The organism is Acinetobacter pengchengensis, assembly GCF_982235305.1.
Genome location: NZ_CEVATJ010000001.1, coordinates 2436407 through 2460752 on the forward strand (window position 1 = coordinate 2436407; position 24346 = coordinate 2460752).

Below are 24346 nucleotides of genomic sequence, written 5' to 3' on the forward strand. Positions count from 1 at the left end.
ATGAGTACAGCAATCGTCATTGGTAAAAAAACTGCCGACGTTCAACAAGAAGTGGTTTTACATTCACAGTTTGCCAACCGCCACGGTTTAATTGCAGGTGCAACAGGTACAGGCAAAACCGTCACTTTAAAAGTCTTGGCAGAAAGCTTTTCACGAATTGGTGTACCCGTATTTTTAGCCGATGCCAAAGGCGATGTTTCCAGTCTAGCCAAAGCAGGTAGCAGCAGTCCAAAGTTTGATGCACGTCTTCAGAGCTTAGGTATCGAAAGCATTCCGTTTGCAGCATCTCCTGTGGTGTTTTGGGATTTATTTGCCGAACAAGGCCATCCGATTCGTACCACCATTTCTGAAATTGGCCCGTTATTATTGGCGCAAATGCTGAACCTGAATGACACCCAAGAGGGCGTGTTGTCTGCAGTATTCCGTATTGCTGATGATCAGGGTTTATTGCTGATTGATTTTAAGGATTTAAAAGCCATGCTGACCTATGTCAGTGAACATGCCAGTGAATTTAAAGCCGAGTATGGCAATCTTTCTCCAGCCAGTTTGGGTGCGATTCAGCGCAATTTACTGGCTTTAGCTGATCAGGGCGGTGACAAATTCTTTGGTGAGCCAAGTTTGGATATTTTGGATTTTATTCAAACCGACAGTCAGGGGCGCGGCAATATTAATGTCTTGGCTGCAGACAAACTCATGAACACACCAAAACTATACGCCACCTTTTTATTGTGGATGTTATCGGAACTGTTTGAACAATTGCCTGAAGTGGGAGATATGGACAAGCCAAAGCTGGTGTTCTTTTTTGATGAAGCACACTTGTTATTTGACAATGCCAGCAGCGCGCTACAAGAAAAAATTGAACAAGTGGTACGTCTGATTCGCTCAAAAGGCGTGGGGATTTATTTTGTGACCCAAAACCCGCTGGACTTGCCTGAAAGCGTATTGGGACAATTGGGAAACCGCGTACAACATGCTTTACGTGCTTTTACACCCAAAGACCAAAAAGCGGTAAAAACGGCTGCAGATACATTCCGTGCCAACCCTGAATTTAAAGTTGAACAAGCCATTACCGAACTGGCGGTTGGTGAAGCCCTGATTAGCTGTTTGGATGAACAAGGCACACCGCAAATTGTAGAGCGTGCTTGGATTATGCCTCCCTACTCTGCTTTTAGCCCAATTAGCGCTGAAGAACGACAAGCCTGTATCAATCAAAGCGTGATTGCAGGCGTGTATGAAAAGCAGCTCGACCGTGAAAGTGCCTACGAGATGTTGCAACAAAAAGTTGAACAACGACAGCAACAAGCCGCAGCAGCAGAGCAAGCTAAAATTGAAGCTAAAGAGGCTGAAGCCCGCGCCAAACAAGAGGCTAAAGAAGCCGAAGCACAGGCTAAACAACAAGTAAGAGAGCAAGAGCGTCTCGCCCGCGAACAGCAAAAAGAAGCAGAACGCGCTGCTAAACAGCGTGAAAAACTGACTCAGGATATTGTGGGAACCTTTGCCAAAAGTGCAGCACGTAGCTTAGGCGGTTCTACTGGGCAGAAAATTGTACGAGGTTTGTTAGGGTCATTATTTGGTAAGAAATAGCATGTTATAAACGATGAGGTTTGTATAAATTTCATTCATGGATGCACCACCCAAAACCTGAATGAACACTTAAAAACCTCTCGCTGTCACATCTACAAACTCCATAAAAACTAGGACTTACGCATTGACGGATTCAAAAAGTATTAAAATACCTTATAAAGTATCTGTGATCAGACGAATTAAAAATGCTTCTACAGCAACTTGTACTCTACCCATTTATATGGGCTTTCTCATGACAGAACCGAACTCTATTAGCTGCACACAACTTGCCGAGACTTATAATATCTCGCATGATAGTGTAAATCGCTTTCTAGAGCGTGAAGACTACACACCTCACGACCTATATCAAGAAGCAATTCAACATATTGATAATAATAAACTTATAGTCAGTATTGATGATACTGTTTTAGATAAACCATATAGTCAACATATGGACTTAGTTAGCTATTTTTGGTCAGGCAAACACCACCGATCCGTCAAGGGTATTAATCTCATTACCTTGTATGCGACAGATCAAAATGGTCAAAATATTCCAATTAATTTCCGAATTTATGACAAATCTGAAAGTAAAACCAAGAATGATTACTTTATGGATATGTTAAGTGAAGTACTCAGTTGGGGTGCAAAGATTCAATTTATTACAGGTGATAGTTGGTATTCATCGACTGGAAATCTAAAAACCATAAGAAAATATGGTATTCGATTTATGTTTGGTATCGACTGTAACCGTAAGGTTTCCCCAGAAAAAGGACAATGGTTTCAACTGCGTTTATTGCCAGATTTCCATCAGGGTCAAGTGGTCTGGCTCAAAGATTTTGGCTTTGTACAATTATTTAAGACTCAGTTAAAAGAACAGCAGAGGTTTTATATTGTGCATCAAGATGAAGATGATTTATTGTCCTTTGATGGTTTTCATGAATTACATTCAAGTCATTGGAAAATAGAACAATATCACCGAGTGATTAAACAGGTTTGTCATATTGAAAAGTTTCAAGTAAGACGATCTAAACTGATTTTGAATCATATTTTTTCAGCCTTGATGGCCTACGTCGAGATACAAAAGAACCAGTTTGAGCGGACCTTTGAAAATGTATATCGTTGGCAAAAGAACTTATTTAGACCAATCATCAAAGACTTCATTGATGACTTTATTCTCGATAAAAATCATCTCCTACCACAGAGAATCTATAAATGATAGTGCGTAAGTCCTAAAAACTTTAAAAATTATGGGATATTTTTATAATACATAATTTTTTTAAGGTTTTTCCAAAAATTGGTTGCAATCCTTATTTATAAGATATATTTTAAATACATCTTATAAATAACAGCCATGAGAGATCGAACATGACTCCACAGCAAATTGACCTTGTAAAAGCAACTGTTCCTGTACTGCGTGAAAATGGTGTCGCACTCACAGGTTATTTCTATAATCGCATGTTGGGAAATAATCCTGATCTAAAAGAAACCTTTAACATGGGTCACCAACGTAGTGGTGCGCAGGCTCAAGCGCTTGCAGGTGCTGTATTGGCTTATGCTGAAAACATTGAAGATCCCTCTGTGCTTGCTCCTGTCATTGAATTGATTGCCCACAAACACGTGAGCTTAAACATTCAAGCACCAGACTATAATATTGTGGGCGAAAACCTACTTCACTCTATTAGCGAAGTATTAAATATTTCAATGGAAGATCCTCTCATTGATGCATGGGCAGCTGCTTATGGTCAGTTAGCAGAAGTGTTTATTAATGCTGAACGTGCAATCTACGAACAACACGAACAAACTAAAGGCAGCTGGTTAGGCTGGCGTAATTTCAAAATTGCCAAGAAAGTTGTAGAAAGTGATGAAATCACTTCAATCTACTTCCAACCTGTAGATGGCGGCGATTTACCAAAATATGAAGCAGGTCAATATATTTCAGTACGCGTATTTGTACCTGAACTTGGCTTGAAGCAACCACGTCAATACACGCTATCAACTAGCCCACAACAAGATTACTTACGTATTTCTGTAAAACGTGAGCCAGGCAATGGTGCAGATAAAGTGGCAGGTTGGGTATCAAACGTATTGCACCAATTACCGGAAGGTTCTGAAGTTGAAGTATCTGCACCAACAGGTAACTTCTTCCTCATCGACAGTAATAAACGTAACGTCTTCATCAGTGGCGGTGTTGGCTTAACACCAATGATTGCGATGCTGAACCAATTGGTGACTTTAGATGTGCCACAACCTGTGACATTTATTCACGCATGTCGTAACAAACAAGTGCATGCCATGAAACAGCACCTCCAAGACTTAACTGCGAAATATCCACGTATTCATACGTTGACTGCGTACGAGTTCCCGAATGAAGCTGATGTACTGGGTCAAGATTACGATGTTGCAGGTCGTTTAGACCTCAGCACTGTAGATGCAGCATTATTACCAGCCGATGCAGATTACTATTTATGTGGTCCGATGCCATTCATGGCAGAACAGCGCAAAGCTTTACTTGCGCGTGGCATCAAAGATGAACAAATCCATAGCGAAGCGTTTGGTACAGGTGGTGTTCGCCACTAATCTAAAGCGTTAAAAGCCAATAGGTAAGGCTAATCTAGTTATGCTAGACTAGCCTTAATTTAATTGTATTTTAAAAAAATATCTGTGCGATCATGCAATTAAATAAATTCACCGACTATGCGCTGCGTGTTTTAATGTATATCTCACGTCCACGAGATGTGCCCTATACCATTGCGGAAATTGCACAGGATTTGCATGTTTCCCAGAACCATTTGGTTAAAATCGTTCACTTTATGGGTAAGCAAGGATGGCTCATTACCACACGTGGCAAAGGTGGAGGGATTCGTTTGCATCCTGAAACACTGCCTTTACGTTTAGGTCAAGTGGTGAGAATCCTGCAAGGTGAAAATCAAATTGTAGAATGTAATTCCCCGCCCTGCGTGCTACGTGCGCAATGTGGACTCAAAGGCATTCTCAATCAGGCAATGGAACAGTTTTATCAAAGCTTAGATCAATACAGCTTAAGTGAAGTGTTACAGCCTGTACCCAATTTACAGTTCAGCACGCTATCTCCAATTCCACTGATTCATCTTTAAAAGCAGTTTAAACCACTAAAGCAATATCATTCTAGATGTTGCTTTTTTCGGGCTTTCAGGGCGCAAAGGTCGCTTGCCTGTATGACTTGCTTTATAATGCCTGTTTGTAGCCCATGAATTGAAGTTAAGTTATGCACCACAGCAGAGGAAAATCGAAAAACAGTAAGGCGGCAGCACAGCCACGGCAGAAAATTAGCTATGAGAGAAAAGTAGACCCTGCCATTACTGAATACTCTGTTCGCGCCTTAAACTGGCTGCGTAAAGCCGAGTTTTTAATGAGTGCGCCTAAACTGAATTTATGTGTAGAAGATACTGGCTACGAAGTGGCTTTTGCAGGACGTTCCAATGCAGGTAAGTCCAGTGCAATTAATGCGCTAACCAATCAAAAACAATTGGCGCGGGCTTCTAAAAAACCAGGTCGCACCCAAATGATCAACTTCTTTAGTTTGGGCAACCCTGAACAGCGTTTGGTCGATTTACCTGGTTATGGTTATGCAGCCGTACCTGAAGCCATGAAAATTGTGTGGCAAAAAGAACTCGAAAATTACTTGATTCATCGTAAAAGCTTACAAGGCTTGGTGTTATTGATGGATATTCGTCATCCCCTACAACATTTTGATGTGATGATGTTGGAATGGGCGTATTCGCGTAAATTGTTCGTGCATGTATTGCTCACCAAATCGGATAAACTCAATCGCGGTCCTGCCAATAAAGTATTGCTTGAAGTCAAACAGCAGTTGAAAAAAATGAAACTGGATTTCTCAATTCAATTATTTTCATCACTGAACAAGCAAGGTTTGGAAGAGCTTGCAAGTGTGATGGGCGGACGTTTGAACTTTACCTTAGAACAGGCGCATCAATTTGATTTAGACAGCATTCCAGAAGCAACAGATGTTGATGTTGATGTTGATGTTGATGTTGATGTTGATGTTGATGTTGATGTTGATGTTGATGTTGATCAGCCTGAATTTTTAGAAACTGAAGATCCAGCCACATCTGATACTGGAACCAAATAATCCATTAAATTACTGACTATTGGTTTATCAAATAAAGTCCTATTCGTTCAATCTCGAATAGGACTTTTTTTATTTGTACATTCCCTCACACCCGTTAGTGCCATTTCTTACACCACCAAAGTTGCACTTTACAACGCATAAAGAAATACCCTACTGTCAAAGTAATAACAATTACAGCAGATAAGGAGATCAAACATGCGGGCACATCTTTCAGTCATTACCCTTGCGGTAGAAGATTTACAACGTGCACTTGAGTTCTACCGTGACGGTCTAGGGCTTGCCACTGAAGGTATTATCGGTCAGGAATTTGAACAAGGTGCTGTGGTATTTTTTGAACTGCAAGCGGGTCTAAAACTGGCATTATGGTCTAAACACAGTTTGCAACAGGACATTGGCTTCGCCCCTGCCGAACAAGCCACAGCACAAATCACTTTGGGCCATAACGTACATAGCCCGCTTGAAGTAGATCAGGTATTGAAACAAGCGCAAAATGCAGGTGCAAAAATTTTAAAACCTGCACAGAGCACCTTTTACGGTGGCTATGCAGGTTATTTTCAGGACTTAGATGGCCACATTTGGGAAGTCGTTTATAGCCCTTGCTGGGAATAAACCTTTCACTAAAAATACGCCCTGAAGTGAAAATATTGCTTGAAGCACAATATTTAAGAGCTTAATGCAGGGTCTTCACGGGTATGCCGATCGACCACCACACTGATCATCATATCACCCTGCACATTTACCACGGTACGCACGGTATCCAACAAACGGTCGATTGGCAATAAAATCGCAATGGCTTCTGCAGGCAAGCCCACCGATTGCAACACCATAATCATCGTCACCATACCCGCACTTGGAATACCAGGCGCGCCCAAAGAGGCAATCATGGCTGTGGCACAGACAATTAACTGCTGTCCTAAACTTAAATCCAGCCCCATTAAATTGGCAACAAACAAAGCCGCTGCGGCTTCATACAATGCTGTACCATCCATATTCAGTTGCGTACCCAACGGAATCACAAACCCTGCAGTTTGCGGACGCACACCTAAATTTTCTTGCGCACATTTCATCGAAAGTGGCATAGTCGCAGAACTAGAACTGGTGGCAAAAGCAGTAATCAGCGCCGCGCGTGTACCTTTAAAAAAGGTGATCGGATCCATTTTGCCAAATATCCACAGCAGCAAAGGTAAGACTACCGCACCATGAAAAATTGTAGTGCCTGTGACCACCGCAGCAAATTCTGCCAAACGACTCAGGACTGAAATATCTTCGGTTGCGACCAACTTCGCCAATAAGGCAAAAATCCCCAAAGGCGCTAATTTCATTACCCAGCCAATCATCAACATCATGATTTCAAAAAATTGCTGACTGAGTTTACGCACAGTTTTAAAGCGCTCCCCGCCTTTAACCAATGCCACACCTACCAATAAAGCAAAAATCACCACCGCCAAAACATTGCCCTCGGCAAAAGCTTTAAACGGATTAATTAAGGTGTTTTGAATAAAATTGGTAAAAAACGAAGACGGCGTTAGCGTGTCTGGGGTTTGATGCTGCGCCATAGCATCTTGAAACATTAAAATATCTACGCCTTTACCGACTGCAAATAAATGGGCACATGCCAAACCTAAAATTAAAGCCAACGTCGTGGTGGTGACACTGCATGCCAACGTAATTTTCCAGACCCGACTCAATTGTCCCACAGCCTGTAAGTTCGACACGCCGACCACAATTGAGCTGAAAATCAGCGGTATGAGTAACATTTTTAATAAACCAATAAAAATACTGCTCATCAAACCAACGCCATACAAACTGGCGCTAAAAAATGTGCTGTCTGGAAATAGATTCAGAACAAAACCAAACACCACGCCCAAAATTGCGGCAATTAAAATTTGTGTATTGAGGCTCATACGCAATTGAGTTTTTTAATGTGATGTGTGAACTATGACATGTGGCTGAAATTGAATCGAGTATTATTTTTCTGGCGCACTTTGACAAGATTCAGATCAGACTTCAAGAATAAAAAAGCCGACTCGAATGTCGGCTGATGATTCTAGATTATCAAAGGCGGAATTCTATTGTGTTTCAATTTCACGTAAACGAATCAGTCCTTCCTGACTGGTGCTACACACCAATTCACCATTTTGCCACATGCGACCAAAGTTCAAACCACGCGAACTGGTGCTAATGGTGGCTTCCATGTCGTACAGCATCCAGTCATCCACACGGAAGGGTTTATGGAAATACATGGTATGGTCAATACTGGCACATTGTAAACTTGGCGATAAATAACTCAAACCATGCGGGCGAAGTGCTGTGGTCATTAAAGTGAAGTCTGAATAAAATGCAGCAATCGCCTGATGCAAAGACACTTCATCCACCTCTGGCGAAATGGTGTCATGAGTGCGAATGTAGTGTGCGTAAGCAGGGGCTTCAGGCTGTGGCAAAAACGGATTACTCGGATTAATCGGACGAATCTCAACCAAGCGATCACGCATAAAACTGGCACGCACGTTTTCAGGCACAAACTCGACAATATGCTGTTTGAGTTCCGCTTCGTTTTTTAAGGCTTCCGCTGCAGGATAGTTAGGCTCTGAAATTTGATAATTCAAACCTTCTTCTAACGGTGCAAAGGACACCATTGCCGTAAAAATAGTACGTCCATGCTGAATGGCACGCACCTGACGGCTAGAAAAACTTTTACCATCTCGTAAGCGGTCAACCTCATAAATAATAGGTGCGTTGACATCTCCACCAAACAAGAAATAAGCATGTAAGGAGTGCGCAGGACGATCTGTAGTATAAGAAGCAGCACGCAAAGCCTGTCCTAAAACCTGCCCACCAAAGACGCGCTTGCCTACCAAGTTGCGGCTAATGCCTCGATAGATATTTTCTTCTAACTTTTCTAGACAAAGAAGTTCAACCAGCTCTTGTGTGAGTGCGTTCATAACTAACCTATGTATGGCGGAAATTTGGGATGCAGAATCGATGTCGATGAAAAATAAATCGTCAAAATAAAATGACTCTTTCAAGCCTGCTATTTTGCCATACATTCGGCGTCTTTTATCCATCAAAGACTGACCACTGTGTCACAACTTAGCCGATCAATTTTGCTAAAAACACGATTTTTAACGATAAAATCTAACAATATTCATGCAAATTATCTAAAAATGCAGCGCCATTATTAGATACAATGACGCAAAATAAATTCCCTACTGGCTAGGGACTTAGGTGATGAAGTAGGAGTGAATATGTCCAAGCGTGGTTTTGGTCAAATGTATCGTCAGCTTTCTGGTAAGCTGCTTGACCTTGTGGTGACACCGCATGTTTTGGGTGAAGTCCCTGTTAAGGATGCGCAAAATGCAGACTTAGATGCCACTCGCACCAAGATAACCTGCTATGTATTGCAAAATCACTCACGCAGCAATGCTTTGGTGGTCGATGGCGAAACACGTCGCTTAAAACTCACGCCTGCACTTGATCCTTTAGTGATCGGCTCACATAAGGAAAAAGCCTCGATTCTGTTTTTACAGCATCACGATGAGAACAACCTACTCAATCCACCACCTTATGCTTTTCCGCCACGCTTGCTTCGTTTAATTGAACAATTAGAACAGCACCCAGAAATTGATATTGAGTTGGTGCCTGTAACCGTGTTGTGGGGACGCTCTCCCGACAAAGAAGATTCGTGGTTTAAACTGCTGTTTACCGATACTTGGGCAACGCCTGGTACAATCAAGCAGTTGATGAATATTGGGGTACATGGTCGTCAGTCTTATTTGGAATTTCACGAACCGCAATCATTACGTGCTTTAATTGAACATGCCAAAACTGAGCATCCAAACCTGTCGCCTGCGACCTTTATTGTCAACACCCTAAATAATTATTTAGATGGGCAGCGTGAAGTCGTACTTGGTCCAGACTTGTCTGACCGTCGCAATGTCATGCTCAGCCTGATCAAGTCTCCCGATGTGCAAGATGCCATCCGTCGTGAAAGTCTACGCAGTAAAATTAGCGTGATTGAAGCTGAGCGTCGTGCGATTGGTTATCTGAACGAAATTGTGTCGGACTACTCGCATGCAGCAGTACGTTTTGCCGATATGGCACTGACCCGCTTATGGACACAATTATACGATGGCGTAGAAGTGCATAATTTCAGCACCGTGCGCGAACTGGCCAAAGATTATGAAATTATCTATACCCCATGTCACCGTAGTCATATCGACTATTTATTGCTGTCTTATGTGATTTACAAACGCGGCATGATGGTGCCGTACATTGCTGCGGGCGACAACCTCAACATGCCATTTGTCGGGCAATTGCTTCGTGGAGGCGGTGCGTTCTTTATTCGTCGTACCTTCCGTGGCAATGGTTTATATACCACTGTCTTTAAAGAATATTTGTTTAGTATTTTGTCACGCAATACGCCGCTCGAATACTTTATTGAAGGTGGACGTTCACGCACAGGCCGTTTGTTGCCACCTAAAACAGGCATGTTGGCCATGACCATTCATAGTCACTTACGTGGTCGTGCTAAACCGATTGCTTTTGTACCAACCTATATTGGTTATGAACGCCTGATGGAAGGCTCAACCTATGTGGGCGAAATGCAAGGCAAGCCAAAAGAATCTGAATCGCTAATGGGCATTTTAAAAACCATGCGCAAGATTGAACGGATTTTTGGCAAGGTGCATGTCAACTTTGGCGAACCTGTATTTTTAGATGATGTGCTAAAACAACACGATGCAGAACATATCAGCATTGAAAAAAATGATGATCCAATTCCGCCACAAGTGTCAGATGCAGTGAACACTTCAGCGCATGCGATTTTGGAAAACATTAACCGTGCTGCAGTGATTAACCCAGTATCCTTGTTATCGCTGATTTTACTGGCAACACCAAAACATACCTTGGATGAAGAAATTTGTGTGAAGCAGTTAGACACTTACCGTAATCTGCTCACTGCCCTGCCTTATGATGAGCGCACTCAAGTCACGCCATTGTCAGGCAAAGAAATTATTGCCTACGGCTTAAAACTCAAACTGATTAAACGCGTGCAACACGTTCTGGGCGATATTATCGCGATTGAAGACAATCAGGCGGTGTTACTCACCTACTTCCGCAACAATATTTTGCATGCCTTTGTCTTACCATCTTTAATTGCCGCGTTAGTGAAACACAACGGTTCGATTCGTCGCGGCGATCTCATCAATGTCATTCGCACCTTATATCCGTTCCTAAAAGCTGAGCTATTCTTAAAATGGCAAGATCAGGAACTCAAAGAACAGATTTGTGCTTATGTAGAAGCTTTAATTCAGGCCAACTTGATTTCTGAAGATGCTGAAGGCAATTTAATTTCTCCTGCACCAAACAGTGAAGATCATAACCAGTTGGTGGTCTTAGCTGCACCTGTAATGCAGAGTTTAGAACGTTATTACATGACCTTGGCTTTAATCACACAACGTGGTTCAGGCAATATTTCGGCACGTCAGGTCGAAGAATTGAGCCATTTGGTCGGTCAGCGTTTGTCAGTGCTGTATGAATTCAATTCACCTGAATTCTTTGATAAAGCCTTGTTCCAGAGCTTTATTAAAGTATTGACCCAGCAAGGTTATATCAGCACCAACAGTGACAATGCGATTGTGTTTGATGACAACTTTAAAAACGTCGCACAATATGCCAATTTGGTGTTGGATGATGTGACTTTGCAGATGCTGCAACACATCACCACCTTTAGCGATGAAGAGTTGCGTGAGGCCTTAGACGCACTTGCTGCACAACAAGCGAAAAAACGTTTAAAACGTAAAAAGAAGTAGTTTTTAAAGTTCCTTCTATTGCACCCTATATGGCGCAAGAGAAGGATTTTTTATTATTCTATTTCAGCGAGAAACTTTGCATAGTCCTCAAAGCAATCTACATGTTCTAACTGAAATCCAGTTTTTTCCATCCGCGTAGCAAAAATCCTTTTCCCCGTTTCCTGCTCACTTTCCAACACCAACTCAGCTAAAGCACATGCACGCTGAAGTTTTAAAAGGATTTCATGCAAAGATTGTGGTTGATTATTAGTGCAGATATATGATTTTTCAGAATGTTCCACGTGAAGTAAATGTGCCAAAAATCCCGCCAAATCATCAATATGAATTCGATTTGACCAATGTATATTTGGGTAACTTTGCGTGCTTTCCGCAAGTTTGAGCATGCGTGCAGCCGATGTGCCATAAATACCTGAAGGGCGCACAATCACACATTGTTCAGGGTAAGCCTGTTGCCACAAATGTTCCATCTGCAACAACAACTGCCCTTGTGCATCATTCGGCTTAGGCACAGTCTCATCATCAATACATTCACCTGCGTTTTCACCATACACCCGTGTAGATGACACCACAATAATTCGTTTTACAGGATGATCTTTTAAAGCAGCAACTATCGGCAGCACAGAATCTACATAAGTCTGTTGATAGGCTTCTACAGAACTTAAAGCGGTATTCAGAGATGGTGCAAGTAATACATAAGCGGCATCAACAGGTTGAATCTGTGATAAATCGAGCTGATGAACCTCCTGAACAATATGCGTCATATCAGGATCTGTTTTCGGACTGCGGCTAATTGTGGTAATTTGATGGCCGAGCGTAAATAATTGTTTTGCAACACGCTGTGATGTTTTACCATAACCAATAAATAGAATATGCATTCAGCACCTAATCATAGCATTTGAAGTTGAGGGGACATGGCTGCAGTCCATCAGTTGCAAGGGGTAGGCTCTGCCTCTGCTGCATTACTCGAAAAACTAAATATTTTCACTACAGATGATTTGTTGTTTCATCTACCGCGTGACTATGAAGATCGTAGCACGATCATCCCCATGAACCAATTAAACGTGGGACGCAGCTATTTACTCGAAGGTGTAGTCAAAGGTGTGGATTTTCCACCCGGTAAACGCAAGTCGATGGCGGTCAATTTAGAAGATGAATTTGGCAAAATCACCTTACGTTTTTATCATATTTATAAAGGCATTACAGATCGTGCCAAACTCGGCAATCGTTTAAGAGTATTTGGTGAAGTGCGGGTGGGTGCACGTGGTCTGGAAATGTACCATCCCGAACTGCAACTGATTACCGCACATACCCCACTGCCTAAAACCCAACTGACCGCAATTTACCCAAGTACTGATGGGCTGACCCAAGCCAAATTGCGCGAATACGTCAAACAAGCTTTGGCACAGCATAGTGATGATTTACCCGAGCTGCTGCCTGAAAAAATGACCAATGGTTATGCACTCAAACAGGCGCTCGAATATATTCATCATCCGCCCACCGATGCCAATATGCTGCAATTGGCGCAAGGCTCACACCCTGCACAGCAACGCCTAATTTTTGAAGAATTGGTGGCACATCAAGTCAGCTTACTGACCCGCCGCGCCTATATTCAGCAAATTGCATCACCTGCATTTGCCTCTAGTCAAAAACTAGCACCTGCTTTACTCAATAGCATGCCATTTCAAATGACAGGCGCACAGCAACGCGTATCGCAAGAAATCATGCAGGATTTACAGCGTAATAAACCGATGCTGCGCTTGGTACAAGGCGATGTCGGTGCAGGTAAAACGCTGGTCGCTGCAGTCGCGGCGTGTCATGCCCTAGAAGAAGGTTGGCAAGTTGCGCTGATGGCACCGACTGAAATTTTGGCAGAACAACATTATCTGAACTTTCAAAAATGGTTTGAGCCACTTGACTTAACTGTGGCGTGGTTGTCTGGTAAACAAAAAGGCAAGGCACGTGCTGCAGCTGAACTCAGCATTCAGGATGGCAGTGCCAATTTGGTGGTTGGTACACATGCGCTGTTTCAAGACAATGTACAATTTGCCAAATTAGGTTTGGTGATTATTGATGAACAACACCGTTTTGGGGTCGATCAACGTCTAGCATTGCGCAATAAAGGCGCCAATCACACCACACCGCATCAATTGGTGATGACCGCAACCCCTATTCCGCGAACCTTAGCCATGTCCGCCTATGGCGATTTGGATACTTCAGTGATTGATGAACTACCGCCAGGACGCACACCTATTCAAACGGTGACCATTCCGCTAGATCGGCGTGAAGAAGTCTTACAACGCATTGCCAGAAATTGTGTCGAAGGCAAACAAGTCTATTGGGTCTGTACCTTGGTGGAACAGTCAGAAACCTTGGATGCACAAGCTGCCGAAGCGACTTTTGCTGAAATTAAAGAACGCTTTCCTGAACTGAATATTGGGTTGGTACACGGCAAAATGAAAGCAGATGAAAAACAAGCTGTCATGCAGCAATTTAAAGACAATCAAATTCAGTTGCTGATTGCCACCACGGTCATTGAAGTTGGGGTCGATGTACCCAATGCTTCAATTATGGTGATCGAAAATGCCGAGCGTTTAGGGCTTTCACAGCTACATCAGTTACGTGGACGAGTCGGACGTGGTGCCAAAGCCAGTTTCTGCGCCTTGTTATATAAAAATCCACTCTCGCAAAATGGACAAGAACGCTTGCGAATTATGCGCGAAACCAACGATGGTTTTATGATTGCAGAAAAAGATTTAGAACTGCGTGGCCCTGGAGAACTCTTGGGAACCAAACAAACAGGAGATATGGGCTTTCGGGTGGCCAAACTGGAACGGGATGATCATTTACTGGCGCAGGCGCATCATGTGGCACAGCAAATTTTAAAAGACTATCCTGCGCATGCTGAAGCTTTGCTGAAACGCTGGCTGCCCGAGGCACCACGTTATGCCTATGTTTAAGCGGACCAAGTCGTAACATGACCCATCCCATCAGCCCAATACAACGCGGCCTACAATGGTTGCGCAAATTGCAACCGTGTCAGCTCTGCCATAGCGACACGCAATGGCAACACTCCGTCTGTCAAGCCTGTTGGCAACAATTACCATGGCGTAGCCAAGCGGTACAACGACAAGAAATGCAGATTCAAGTCGCCTTTGATTATCACTATCCAATCAATCGCATCATTCAACAATTTAAATATGAACAGCAGTTACAATACCAACTGCTTTTGGTAGGTGCGCTAAAACAATTGTCTTATCCTAAAATTCAAGCCATTGTACCTATGCCAATTTCCTCTGCTCGCTTGACTGAACGCGGCTACAATCAATCTTTATTGTTGGCAAAAGGACTGGCGCGGCATTTAAATGTTCCGATTTGGCAACCTGTGACCCGCTTGCAACAGCATGCGCAAAAAGGCTTAAGCCGCTTAGAACGACTAGAAGACATCCAACAGCAATTTCAAATTCAGACTGCGCCTAAAATCCGTTATCGTCGAATTTTAATTGTGGATGATGTGGTCACAACGGGCAGTTCAATTCATGCACTCAAACAACAATTACTCAAACTTGGCTGTCAAAAAGTCGAGGCGGTTTGTCTCGCCAGTGCTGAATAAAAAAACTATTCGGTTAGGCATGCTCAACGTATGAGAAAGTTGCACTTAAAATATAGGCGAATTGTCAATAGCGCCTAATCAAGTTGTAAATATTGTCTTAACCACGGCATCACCACTTCACGGGTCAGTGGTGCCAACAAAGTATCTTGATCATCCAAATCCACCCACTTCATCTCAGCAATTTCAGCGGCAATTTTTGGGGTCTGATCTAGCTGCACCCAATACACATAACTGACTAAACGGCAATCAGGTTCATTGGCTGTTGCCGTTTCATAGCGACCAATAAATTGTTGAATTTGCGCCTGACAGCCAATTTCTTCTGCAATTTCTCGCAACATGGTCGCTTCAGGTGCTTCATTGGGTTCTAACTTGCCACCGACCTGCATAAAACACGCAGTGTGCTGTTTACGCACCACCAATAACTGCTGTTTGGCATTTAAAATAATTGCGGCTGCAACAGTAATGATATTATTGATCTCAACCATTCTATTTCGCCAACTCCTGCTGCACCCACTCTAGCTCAGGCACTTCCCATTTCATTTCTGGGGCACGGTATTGTTCAAATCGCTGCAAAATATTGTCAATACAATTCGATACAATCAATGCCTCACAAAAACGTGGCTGAGTAAAACCTTTTTCAGAGGTCTGTCTTAAAAACTTCAGCAAATCATCATAAAAGCCATCAACATTTAAAAAAGCACAGGGTTTCGAGTGAATGCCTAATTGTGCCCACGTCCATTGCTCAAAAATTTCTTCTAACGTTCCCGAACCACCTGGCAAAGCAATAAAGCCCTCGGCCAATTCTGACATTTTTATTTTTCGGGCGTGCATGTTTTCAACAATGTATAATTCAGTCAAATGCGGGTGCGCCAATTCATACTTTGCCAAACTTTCAGGCATAACGCCAATTGCACGGCCGCCTGCTGCCAAAGTACTATCTGCCACCACACCCATTAAGCCTGAGCGCCCACCGCCATAAATTAAAGTTTTGCCTTGTGCAGCCAGTGTTTCCCCCACTTTTCGTGCATTTTCAACAAAAACTGAATCTTTTCCTGGGGCAGAACCACAGAAAATAGCAATTGACGACATCATTTTTTCACCATGTTATCTGGCTGTCATGCCATAAAATTAAACTTCAGGGAGATTTTTAAATAAAATAGCATTCTGAGCAGTGTATTTAGTAATATCCTTGTCTAAAATACACCCATCCATAAACCCATACTGCGCAAGGAGAAAAGACGAATGCTTGAAGCCTTTTATGCCACAGAGCGCGGTAGTCTGGAAGATGCCACCATTAACGGTGGTTTTGATTTGCATCCAGATCTGGTCTGGATTGACCTCATTGCCCCTTCGCAAGAAGAACAGCAATGGGTACTAGACGCATACTCACAAAATTTACCCACATTAAAGTCATTAGAAGACATTTCGTCTTCGGCGCGATTTTACCGCGACGATGACGGTATTTTACACATTAGTACCTATTTTTTAACGAAAAATAAAAACTATCAAGTCGATGGCGAAACTGAAGATAATTCCAGTATTTTAGCCACCGTACAAACCGTTGCCTTTATTTTACATAAAGAACGCCTGTTTACCCTACGTGGTGAAAAATTAGTGGCATTTCGGGCATTTCGGGCACGTGCACGACGTAACGACTACGAAATTGATTATAAAGACCCGACTTGGGTACTTTTAGGCTTGCTTGAAGCCAAACTAGACGAACTTGCGGATATCTTAGAAGATATCCACAAGGACTTAGAAAAGTATTCCACAGAAGTTCTGAATAACCGTCATCGTGAGCAAATTTTAGACCTCGATGACATGATTACCCGACTGGCACAATTAGAAGACATGCTTGGAAAAGCACAACTGTGTTTGATTGACTTACGTCGTGTCCTGACCTTTTTGGCACGTCCGCGCGCGTTGGGCAGTCATATTTACGATGCCGACATTAGAGAACTCAGTGAAGATGTACGCTCACTGGTCGAACACGATGCCTTCTTATTCCAGAAAGTACGTTTCTTACTCGATACCACTTCGGGCTTCATTAACACCGAACAGAACGACACCATTCGTCGATTCTCGATTTTACCGAGTATGTTGGCGCCACCTATGCTGGTTGCCAGTGTTTATGGCATGAACACCGACGTGTTGCCTTTTGCCAAAGGGTCCACCAGTTTTATTGTGGTCAGCATTATTTTAATTGGCTTCTTTATTGGCCCATTAATTTATTTTAGATGGAAAAAATGGATTTGATGCCTTTTATAGGCCCGCTGCTTTAGGAGAGATTTGCAATCCCACCTCACTTGAATACAGCAAAAAACTTAGCGAAAATAAAAAAGCACCTTACAAAAAGGTGCTTTTTAGTGGTTTTTCAGTTTTAGGCGATCAGTTGTAAATCATCTTGCAAATGACAGGCTTGAATGATCTTCATCATTTTTTCAGGAACCGCTTTAAACTGTAAGCCTTTGGCTTCAGGCGTCTGACGCAACCATTGCACCAAAACAGCCAAAGCTAAAGTGCTCCCATGTTGCAGCTGCGCCAAATTGACCACCAAAGGCAACTGCTGCTGACGAATCAACTGCAGACCTTTTTGGTAATATTGCTCTGCATTACTGAAATCTATTTTTCCAGAAACGCATAATTCCTGATTTGATAATTCAATCACGCCACACCTAACCTATTTTTTCTTTTCAACCGCCGCTTCTGCATCTGGCTTAAAGGTTGCAATGGCTTTATCAATATTGCCACCATTACGCTTCACGTTTGCCGCAAACTGGTTACGGAATTGCAAACCTAAATCAATACCAGACACATTGATGTTACGGATTTTCCATTGGTTACCTTTATCTGCCAACTGGAATGACACAGGAATTTTTTCACCATTGTGAACAAAGTCAATGGTTACTACAGGGTTCTTGCTGTTGGTCGCCTTATAAGGACGCATGGTGTAGCTTTGGTTACTAAATTTCGCAAATGCTGAGCCATAGTTCTCAATTAAGGTTTCACGGAAGTTTTTCTCAAATTGCGCACGCTGAGCTGCTGAACTGTATTGGTTGGTTGCATAAGTACCCATTACAATACGGGTAAATGCCTGCGCATCTACATACGGATCAAGGTTCTGACGCACAATGGTTTTTACCAATGCGGGATTGTTCTGCAATTTCGCATGATCTGCTTTTAAACGAGCAATCAAGTTATCGGCAACTCTTTTTACAAAAGCTGGTGGCGCTTCTGCAGGTGCAGCAAATACAGTTCCTGCCAACATGGTCGAAAGCACACTTACCGCCAGAGTTTGCTTTAAAAGTGTTTTCACGGACAATCTCCTTCATTACTCAACAAATGACACTTCTGCATCTGTTGTTTCAGCTGTCGCTATATCTTTATCTGCGTCTGACGCTGCGCCGGATGTTTTCGCTGCACCGCCAGTAATAAACTTACTGATTAAATCTTCTAGATCCATGGTGCCTTGCGTGTTGGCAATACTTTCACCACGCTTCACAAAATTCAAACCACCACCTGGAACCACTTTGAGATATTTCTCACCCAATAGACCATTGGTTGCTACCATTATATAAGCATCTTCATCAATACTTGTGATGGATTTCATGTTGCCTAACAGTTGTTGTTCCATTTCTTTTTGTTGCTCAGGACTTGCGTCTTGGTATTCTGCACTGTAGCGCAACTCTTCAAGTGCATAATTTTGCACTGTTTTCAGTTGTTCAGGATTAAAACTGGTCAACTTGCCATCGAGTTCAAATTCAACTGTCGCCAAACGTGATACAGGATCTAAGCTAATATCATGAACACGCCCAATGGTGACACCGCTCATGGTGACTTTAGCGCGTGGTTTTAAACCATTCACGTTGTCAAATGTTGCAGTCATATTATAACTGTCGCGCAAATTGGTACCCACCAATCCACTGACTTTCATGGCCAAGAAAAATAATGCAATGCCTGTCAAAATGACAAATACACCTACGGCCAGCTCACTTGTACGTGATTTCATTAAACACCTCCGAACATGACCGCAGTCAACACAAAATCAAAACCTAAAACACATAATGAAGAATACACCACGGTTCGTGTGGTCGATGTCGCAATGCCTTCCGATGTTGGGACACAGGCATAGCCTTGATATACTGCAATCCAAGTACAAATTAATGCAAAAACAAAACTTTTAATAATGGTACCGTTGAAAATATCTTTATAGAACTGGACGCTGCTTTGCATGCCGCCCCAGAAAGAACCTTCATCTACACCCAGAAAATCGACTCCAACCATTTTGCCGCCCATAATGCCAATCGCAGCAAAAATAATGGACAGCATCGGCAGGCTGACAATTCCCGCCCATAAACGTGGCGATACAATACGCTTGAGTGGGTCTACCCCAATCATTTCCATACTGGCCAATTGTTCTGTAGCTTTCATCAGGCCAATTTCAGCGGTTAAGGCAGAGCCTGCACGTCCTGCAAATAACAATGCTGCAACCACAGGGGCAAGTTCACGTAACAAGGTTAAAGACACCATGGTGCCAAGCATGGCTTCTGAGCCAATATTGACCAAAATGGAATAACCTTGTAAGCCTAAAACCAAACCAATGAATAAACCCGAGACCGCAATAATCAATAATGACATCACGCCAACACGGTACATTTGGTACAGGAACAACTTCACCCCAAGTAGGGTTGGCATGGAAAATAGAATTTGCAACAACATTTGGGTGGCGACACCAATGCCACGAACACGCTCAATGACGCGTTGACCTAATGCGGCAATAGCATTCATGTACGCACCTCATCATTTAAATAAGCCCGATGGCTAAATTGATAATCGACTGGCCCTTCGGCAGCACCTGTTAAGAACTGACGCACAAATGCCGATTCATGCTGTTTTAATTCTGCAGGTGTACCTTCGCCCTGAATCACGCCTTCAGCGACAATATAAATGTAATCAGCAATTGATAAAGTTTCAGCAACATCATGCGAGACGATGATGGTGGTTAAATCCAACGCTTCACGCAACGAACGGATTAATCGGGTCAACACACCTTTTACAATCGGGTCTTGCCCTGCAAACGGTTCATCGTACATGATCAATTCAGGGTCTAACGCAATTGCACGTGCCAATGCCACGCGACGGTTCATCCCGCCTGAGAGTTCTGCAGGCATGAGTTGTTCTGTACCACGCAAACCGACTGCTTCGAGTTTTAAAGCCACCAGCTCTGCAATTAAATGTTCAGGCAACTGGGTATGTGCACGCAATGGGAACGCAACGTTTTCATATACGCTCATATCGGTAAATAGCGCACCGCTTTGGAATAACATGCCCATACGTGCGCGCGCAGCAAACAACTCCTGGCGCGACATTTGCGCAAGATTTTTTCCATCTAGAAGAATATCACCATGATCGGGAGTCAACTGACCACCAATTAACCGTAATAATGTAGTCTTACCTGTACCTGAAGGTCCCATAATGGCAGTAATTTGACCACGGCGAATCTTTAAACTGACATTTTCATAAATGACACGTTTTCCTCTTTTAAAGCTCAATTCATTGACTTCAATCAAAGATGGCTCATGTTGAGGCATAGAATTATTCATAGCGGAGGGTTTTCCTGCATTTTTCAGCACGCATACTATAAAGGATTGAAGTACAAAATGTTATCTAGCAATTTTTTCAAAACTGTGCACGTATTGTTCAAGCAGTCTTATTATTGTTATTTAAGTCACTTTTTGGACAGCAACAGTTTAAAAGTAAGAAGACATAATATAATACATTAAATTACATAAGATGAGTGCTAAACCAATATACGGCATCATTTCCTCTCTCGTCTGCATAAGCAATCGTAAGCTTTTGATGTTCATAATTAGCAAATAGAGTTAAAAACATGACTGATTATACATTTTAATTATCCAAAGCCAAAACATTTAACATAAAAAAAACCAGTGCTGAGCACTGGTTTTTTTTATACAAATTGCTATCGCGGTCTTAGTCGTTAAATTTACGACGTGGACGATCAAAACCACCTTCACGGCGTGGACGATCTGAATTGAACTCGCGACGTGGACGATCTTCACCACCAAATGAACGCTTAGGACGATCATCAAAAGAACGTGGTTGACGGTCACCAAAACCACCTTCACGACGTGCAGGACGATCACCAAAATCACGTTTTGGACGGTCACCGAAACCACCTTCGCGACGTGGTTTATAGTCTACGCGGTTGCCACGGTTGTCATCAGTCGCATCAAAGCGTGGTTTATCGTTGAAACCACCTTCGCGACGTGGACGGTCTGAATTAAATTCACGACGCGGACGATCTTCAAATGAACGTTGTGGACGGTCACCGAAACCACCTTCACGGCGTGGACGGTCTGAATTAAATTCACGGCGTGGACGGTCTTCAAATGAACGTTGTGGACGGTCACCAAAACCACCTTCACGGCGTGGACGATCTGAGTTGAACTCACGACGTGGGCGATCTTCACCAAATGCAGGGCGTTCACCACGTGGTTTGTCATCGAAGCTACGACGTGGACGATCATCACCACCTTCACGACGTTTAAAGTTGCTTTCGCCTTCAAAACGACGACCGCCACCAAAACCGCCACGACCACCGCGACCGCCATCACGACGACCACGACCACCGTCACGGCCAGAACGTGCTGGTGGTGGAGATGGCTCTAAGCCTTCAATTTCAGAAACGCTTAAACGTGCATCCAAGAAATCTTCCAACGCACGGATTTTGCCACGCTCACGGTAAGTTGCCAAAGTAATCGCATTACCGGTACGACCCGCACGACCTGTACGACCAATACGGTGTACATAGTCTTCATTTTTCATTGGTAAACCAAAGTTGATCACGTGAGAAATCGTTGGTACGTCTAAACCACGTGCTGCTACGTCAGTTGCAACCAAAATTTTTGCACGACCTTCACGAATGCTACGTAAACGACGGTTACGTACGGTCTGTGGCATTGCACCGTGTAGCGCAACCACCGAGTGACCTGCTTCAGCCAATTCTTCAGCCAGCATGTCGGTATCTTCTTGAGTCGATGCGAATACAACCGCTTGATCTACACCTTCATCAGATAACCAGTGTGACAATAATTTTTTCTTGTGCTCAAAGCCATCTGTCCAGTGTAAAGTCTGGGTGATGTCCATGTTGGTTGAATGACCTGTTTCAATTGCAATACGCACAGGTTCATTCATCATACGTTCTGCAAGTGTGATAATACGGCTTGCAAAAGTAGCAGAGAACATTAGTGTTTGTTTACGGTTAGCAGCCAAGTCACTAATGGCTTCTAGGTCTTCAGAGAAACCTAAGTCAAGCATACGGTCAGCTTCGTCTACAATTAGAGCATCAACTTTATCGAGCTTAATTTGACGACGGTTCACCAAGTCAAGTAAACGACCTGGAGTCGCTACAACTACTTGTGCACCTTTTAATTGTTGGATTTGCTTACCAAAAGGCATACCACCCATGATTGCTGCAATACGTACACCTTTCATGTGACGTACAAATGCAATCGCATCTTGGCTGACTTGTTGCGCCAACTCACGTGTTGGGCAAAGTACCAAAATAGATGGCTGAGTAATGGCTTTCATACGGTCTTTAAAAGGAACGAAAGTATCTTGATTAGCAAGCGCGTTTAAAGTTGGGAGTAAGAATGCAGCAGTTTTACCAGAACCTGTTTGGCTAGACACCAATAAGTCTTTACCTTCAAGTGCCGCTGGAATCGATTGTTCTTGAACAGGAGTCGGCGTAGTAAAGTTCAAGCCTTCTAAAGCTTGTTGTAAAGATTCGTGTAAAGAAAAATCAGCAAAAGTTTTGCTCATAGAGATTTTCACCCTAAAAATGGGTGCTCCATTAAAATAAAGTCAGATGGACATCGGCAAAAAGCGGTACAGCAATTATCGCTGACAATTTAAGATTCAGCGGCGATCCGAGTAACGACGATGTGATATAACGCACGCATGATTACGGCTTAACCTGAAGGAATCGCTTTAGCGATTGGGGCGCGAGATATCGTCCTCTCTTTGGACCGCACGCGCATACACAATGATTAGAAGAGAAATGTTCAGGTAATGAACAGAAATTAAGTGCGTGCCCAGATTATAGCAGGATTATTTTAAAAGTCACCTTATTTAATCGACTTTTGCAGTTTTTTGTGTAAACCGTGATAGATTCTGCCTTTTATAGTCAGTATAAAGACGATAACAACAGATTGAAAACCAGCACCAAGAACCGCTAGGTAAAAGAAAAGCCCTCAGGATTGAGAGCTTTGCTAAATGTCTTGTTGATGTATAAATGCAATCAGCTGATTATTTTGCTGCTTCACCCCAAGCAGGAACAACGGCTTTCATAAGTGGTTTTAACATTTTCATTGAACATGCCAAAACTTGACCATTTTCCATAGAGTCGCTGCCACCACGTGCATCGACCACCGTACCACCTGCTTCTTTCACAATCAGCTCACCAGCAGCAATATCCCACGGTTTTAAGCCAAGTTCAAAATAACCATCTAAACGGCCTGCAGCCACATAAGCCAAGTCTAAAGCAGCAGAACCTGCACGGCGGTATTGTGCGCCAGCTTCGGTTACATTCAATAAACTTTCAAAATGGTTTTTGGCATAAGAGATGATTTCACCATCACGCTTGGCACGATAAGCATGCCCAACGGCTAAGAAGGTGTTTTCTAGGCTGTCTTTTACATTTACACGAATACGACGCTGATTCATCATCGCACCACGGCCACGGCTCGCAGAGAACAATTCATCTTTTACAGGGTCGTAAATTACACCGTGCTGCGTTACACCTTTGTGTTGTACCGCAATAGAAATACAGAAATGAGGGAAACCGTGAACAAAGTTTAAAGTGCCATCTAAAGGATCAATTACCCAGCACCAGTCGGCATCATGGCCTTTGCCTTCCTGCATGCCAAACTCTTCACCCAGGAAGCTGTGATTTTTATAACTTTTACGCAAAGTATCAATGGTCAATTGCTCAAGGTAACGGTCTACACGCGTTACAGGACCATCAATCCCTTTTTCTTCGACTTGTAGATCGAGTTTATGACGATTCTGATGTGCTTTTAAAAGCTCTTGACCAACTGTTTGAGCCGCACGCGCAGCCATCACCACCATAGGTTCCATTGAACACCCACTACAAATTTGAAGAGATTGATAAAGAATAATGCATGAAAGCTCCAACATTTTAACAAATATTGA

The 24346-nt window shown here is 42.9% G+C and carries 22 protein-coding genes; 10 read left to right on the forward strand and 12 right to left on the reverse strand.

Translation table 11 applies throughout. The features are described from left to right. The 6 genes from AC0T5Z_RS11800 (at position 1) to AC0T5Z_RS11825 (ending at position 6301) form a co-directional block, all read left to right on the forward strand. The gene (locus AC0T5Z_RS11800) at positions 1–1584 is read left to right on the forward strand and encodes a helicase HerA-like domain-containing protein (protein ID WP_435337426.1); all 1584 of its coding nucleotides are present in this window, start codon (positions 1–3) and stop codon (positions 1582–1584) included. Positions 1585–1750: 166 nt separating this feature from the next. Then, a complete protein-coding gene (locus AC0T5Z_RS11805; RefSeq protein WP_473786289.1) occupies positions 1751–2779 on the forward strand; it encodes an IS701-like element ISAba11 family transposase in 1029 nt (342 codons plus the stop codon). A 149-nt stretch (positions 2780–2928) separates the two neighbouring features. Next, positions 2929–4140, forward strand: a complete 1212-nt coding sequence (hmpA, locus tag AC0T5Z_RS11810; RefSeq protein WP_435337191.1) for an NO-inducible flavohemoprotein — start codon at positions 2929–2931, stop codon at positions 4138–4140. A 92-nt stretch (positions 4141–4232) separates the two neighbouring features. Beyond that, positions 4233–4676, forward strand: coding sequence for an RrF2 family transcriptional regulator (locus AC0T5Z_RS11815; protein WP_435337190.1), 444 nt, complete (start codon positions 4233–4235; stop codon positions 4674–4676). Between the two features lie 131 nt (positions 4677–4807). Then, positions 4808–5692 (forward strand): ribosome biogenesis GTP-binding protein YihA/YsxC, encoded by an 885-nt coding sequence (gene yihA, locus AC0T5Z_RS11820; protein ID WP_435337189.1) that lies wholly within the window; start codon positions 4808–4810, stop codon positions 5690–5692. Positions 5693–5887: 195 nt separating this feature from the next. After that, positions 5888–6301 carry a VOC family protein gene (locus tag AC0T5Z_RS11825; RefSeq protein WP_435337188.1) on the forward strand — a complete coding sequence of 138 codons (414 nt, stop codon included), beginning with the start codon at positions 5888–5890 and terminating at the stop codon, positions 6299–6301. A gap of 53 nt (positions 6302–6354) precedes the next feature. On the opposite strand, the gene AC0T5Z_RS11830 is transcribed toward AC0T5Z_RS11825, so the two are convergent. Together AC0T5Z_RS11830 and AC0T5Z_RS11835 are read right to left on the reverse strand one after the other, a co-directional pair. Continuing rightward, positions 6355–7596 carry a dicarboxylate/amino acid:cation symporter gene (locus tag AC0T5Z_RS11830; protein ID WP_435337187.1) on the reverse strand — a complete coding sequence of 414 codons (1242 nt, stop codon included), beginning with the start codon at positions 7594–7596 and terminating at the stop codon, positions 6355–6357. Between the two features lie 165 nt (positions 7597–7761). Beyond that, positions 7762–8634 carry an acyl-CoA thioesterase gene (locus AC0T5Z_RS11835; protein ID WP_435337186.1) on the reverse strand — a complete coding sequence of 291 codons (873 nt, stop codon included), beginning with the start codon at positions 8632–8634 and terminating at the stop codon, positions 7762–7764. Between the two features lie 303 nt (positions 8635–8937). Here AC0T5Z_RS11835 and plsB point away from each other — a divergent pair, with 303 nt between their 5' ends. Continuing rightward, positions 8938–11502, forward strand: a complete 2565-nt coding sequence (plsB, locus tag AC0T5Z_RS11840; RefSeq protein ID WP_435337185.1) for a glycerol-3-phosphate 1-O-acyltransferase PlsB — start codon at positions 8938–8940, stop codon at positions 11500–11502. 53 nt (positions 11503–11555) lie between these two features. Here plsB and AC0T5Z_RS11845 read toward each other — a convergent pair whose 3' ends face one another. Continuing rightward, complete coding sequence (locus AC0T5Z_RS11845; protein ID WP_435337184.1) at positions 11556–12377, reverse strand: NAD-dependent epimerase/dehydratase family protein; 822 nt, start codon at positions 12375–12377, stop codon at positions 11556–11558. Between the two features lie 36 nt (positions 12378–12413). On the opposite strand from AC0T5Z_RS11845, the gene recG reads away from it, so the two are divergent. Together recG and AC0T5Z_RS11855 are read left to right on the forward strand one after the other, a co-directional pair. Next, positions 12414–14459 carry an ATP-dependent DNA helicase RecG gene (recG, locus tag AC0T5Z_RS11850; protein WP_435337183.1) on the forward strand — a complete coding sequence of 682 codons (2046 nt, stop codon included), beginning with the start codon at positions 12414–12416 and terminating at the stop codon, positions 14457–14459. Positions 14460–14476: 17 nt separating this feature from the next. Next, positions 14477–15112: a ComF family protein gene (locus AC0T5Z_RS11855; protein WP_435337182.1), complete on the forward strand. Its 636-nt coding sequence runs from the start codon at positions 14477–14479 to the stop codon at positions 15110–15112. Between the two features lie 74 nt (positions 15113–15186). Here AC0T5Z_RS11855 and AC0T5Z_RS11860 read toward each other — a convergent pair whose 3' ends face one another. Next, positions 15187–15597, reverse strand: a complete 411-nt coding sequence (locus tag AC0T5Z_RS11860) for an NUDIX hydrolase (RefSeq protein ID WP_435337181.1) — start codon at positions 15595–15597, stop codon at positions 15187–15189. 1 nt (position 15598) lies between these two features. Continuing rightward, on the reverse strand, positions 15599–16201 hold the full coding sequence (locus AC0T5Z_RS11865; protein WP_315278985.1) for an LOG family protein: 603 nt from the start codon (positions 16199–16201) through the stop codon (positions 15599–15601). Positions 16202–16354: 153 nt separating this feature from the next. Here AC0T5Z_RS11865 and AC0T5Z_RS11870 point away from each other — a divergent pair, with 153 nt between their 5' ends. Beyond that, positions 16355–17368: a magnesium and cobalt transport protein CorA gene (locus tag AC0T5Z_RS11870; protein WP_435337180.1), complete on the forward strand. Its 1014-nt coding sequence runs from the start codon at positions 16355–16357 to the stop codon at positions 17366–17368. A 124-nt stretch (positions 17369–17492) separates the two neighbouring features. On the opposite strand, the gene AC0T5Z_RS11875 is transcribed toward AC0T5Z_RS11870, so the two are convergent. The 7 genes from AC0T5Z_RS11875 to AC0T5Z_RS11905 all read right to left on the reverse strand — a co-directional run bounded on the left by AC0T5Z_RS11875 (position 17493) and on the right by AC0T5Z_RS11905 (position 24271). Continuing rightward, the gene (locus AC0T5Z_RS11875) at positions 17493–17780 is read right to left on the reverse strand and encodes an STAS domain-containing protein (RefSeq protein WP_278517708.1); all 288 of its coding nucleotides are present in this window, start codon (positions 17778–17780) and stop codon (positions 17493–17495) included. Positions 17781–17792: 12 nt separating this feature from the next. Continuing rightward, positions 17793–18428, reverse strand: a complete 636-nt coding sequence (locus tag AC0T5Z_RS11880; protein WP_435337179.1) for an MlaC/ttg2D family ABC transporter substrate-binding protein — start codon at positions 18426–18428, stop codon at positions 17793–17795. Positions 18429–18443: 15 nt separating this feature from the next. Next, a complete protein-coding gene (gene mlaD / locus AC0T5Z_RS11885) occupies positions 18444–19121 on the reverse strand; it encodes an outer membrane lipid asymmetry maintenance protein MlaD (protein ID WP_070153370.1) in 678 nt (225 codons plus the stop codon). Beyond that, a complete protein-coding gene (gene mlaE / locus AC0T5Z_RS11890; protein ID WP_004974646.1) occupies positions 19121–19900 on the reverse strand; it encodes a lipid asymmetry maintenance ABC transporter permease subunit MlaE in 780 nt (259 codons plus the stop codon). The genes mlaD and mlaE overlap by 1 nt, the downstream gene beginning before the upstream one ends. Continuing rightward, positions 19897–20715 carry an ABC transporter ATP-binding protein gene (locus tag AC0T5Z_RS11895; protein ID WP_435337178.1) on the reverse strand — a complete coding sequence of 273 codons (819 nt, stop codon included), beginning with the start codon at positions 20713–20715 and terminating at the stop codon, positions 19897–19899. Before AC0T5Z_RS11895 ends, mlaE begins: the two co-directional genes overlap by 4 nt. Before the next feature lie 388 nt (positions 20716–21103). After that, the gene (locus tag AC0T5Z_RS11900; protein WP_435337177.1) at positions 21104–22954 is read right to left on the reverse strand and encodes a DEAD/DEAH box helicase; all 1851 of its coding nucleotides are present in this window, start codon (positions 22952–22954) and stop codon (positions 21104–21106) included. Positions 22955–23440: 486 nt separating this feature from the next. After that, entirely contained in the window at positions 23441–24271 is an 831-nt protein-coding gene (locus AC0T5Z_RS11905) for an inositol monophosphatase family protein (RefSeq protein WP_168419187.1), read from the reverse strand. Positions 24272–24346: the final 75 nt, after the last annotated feature.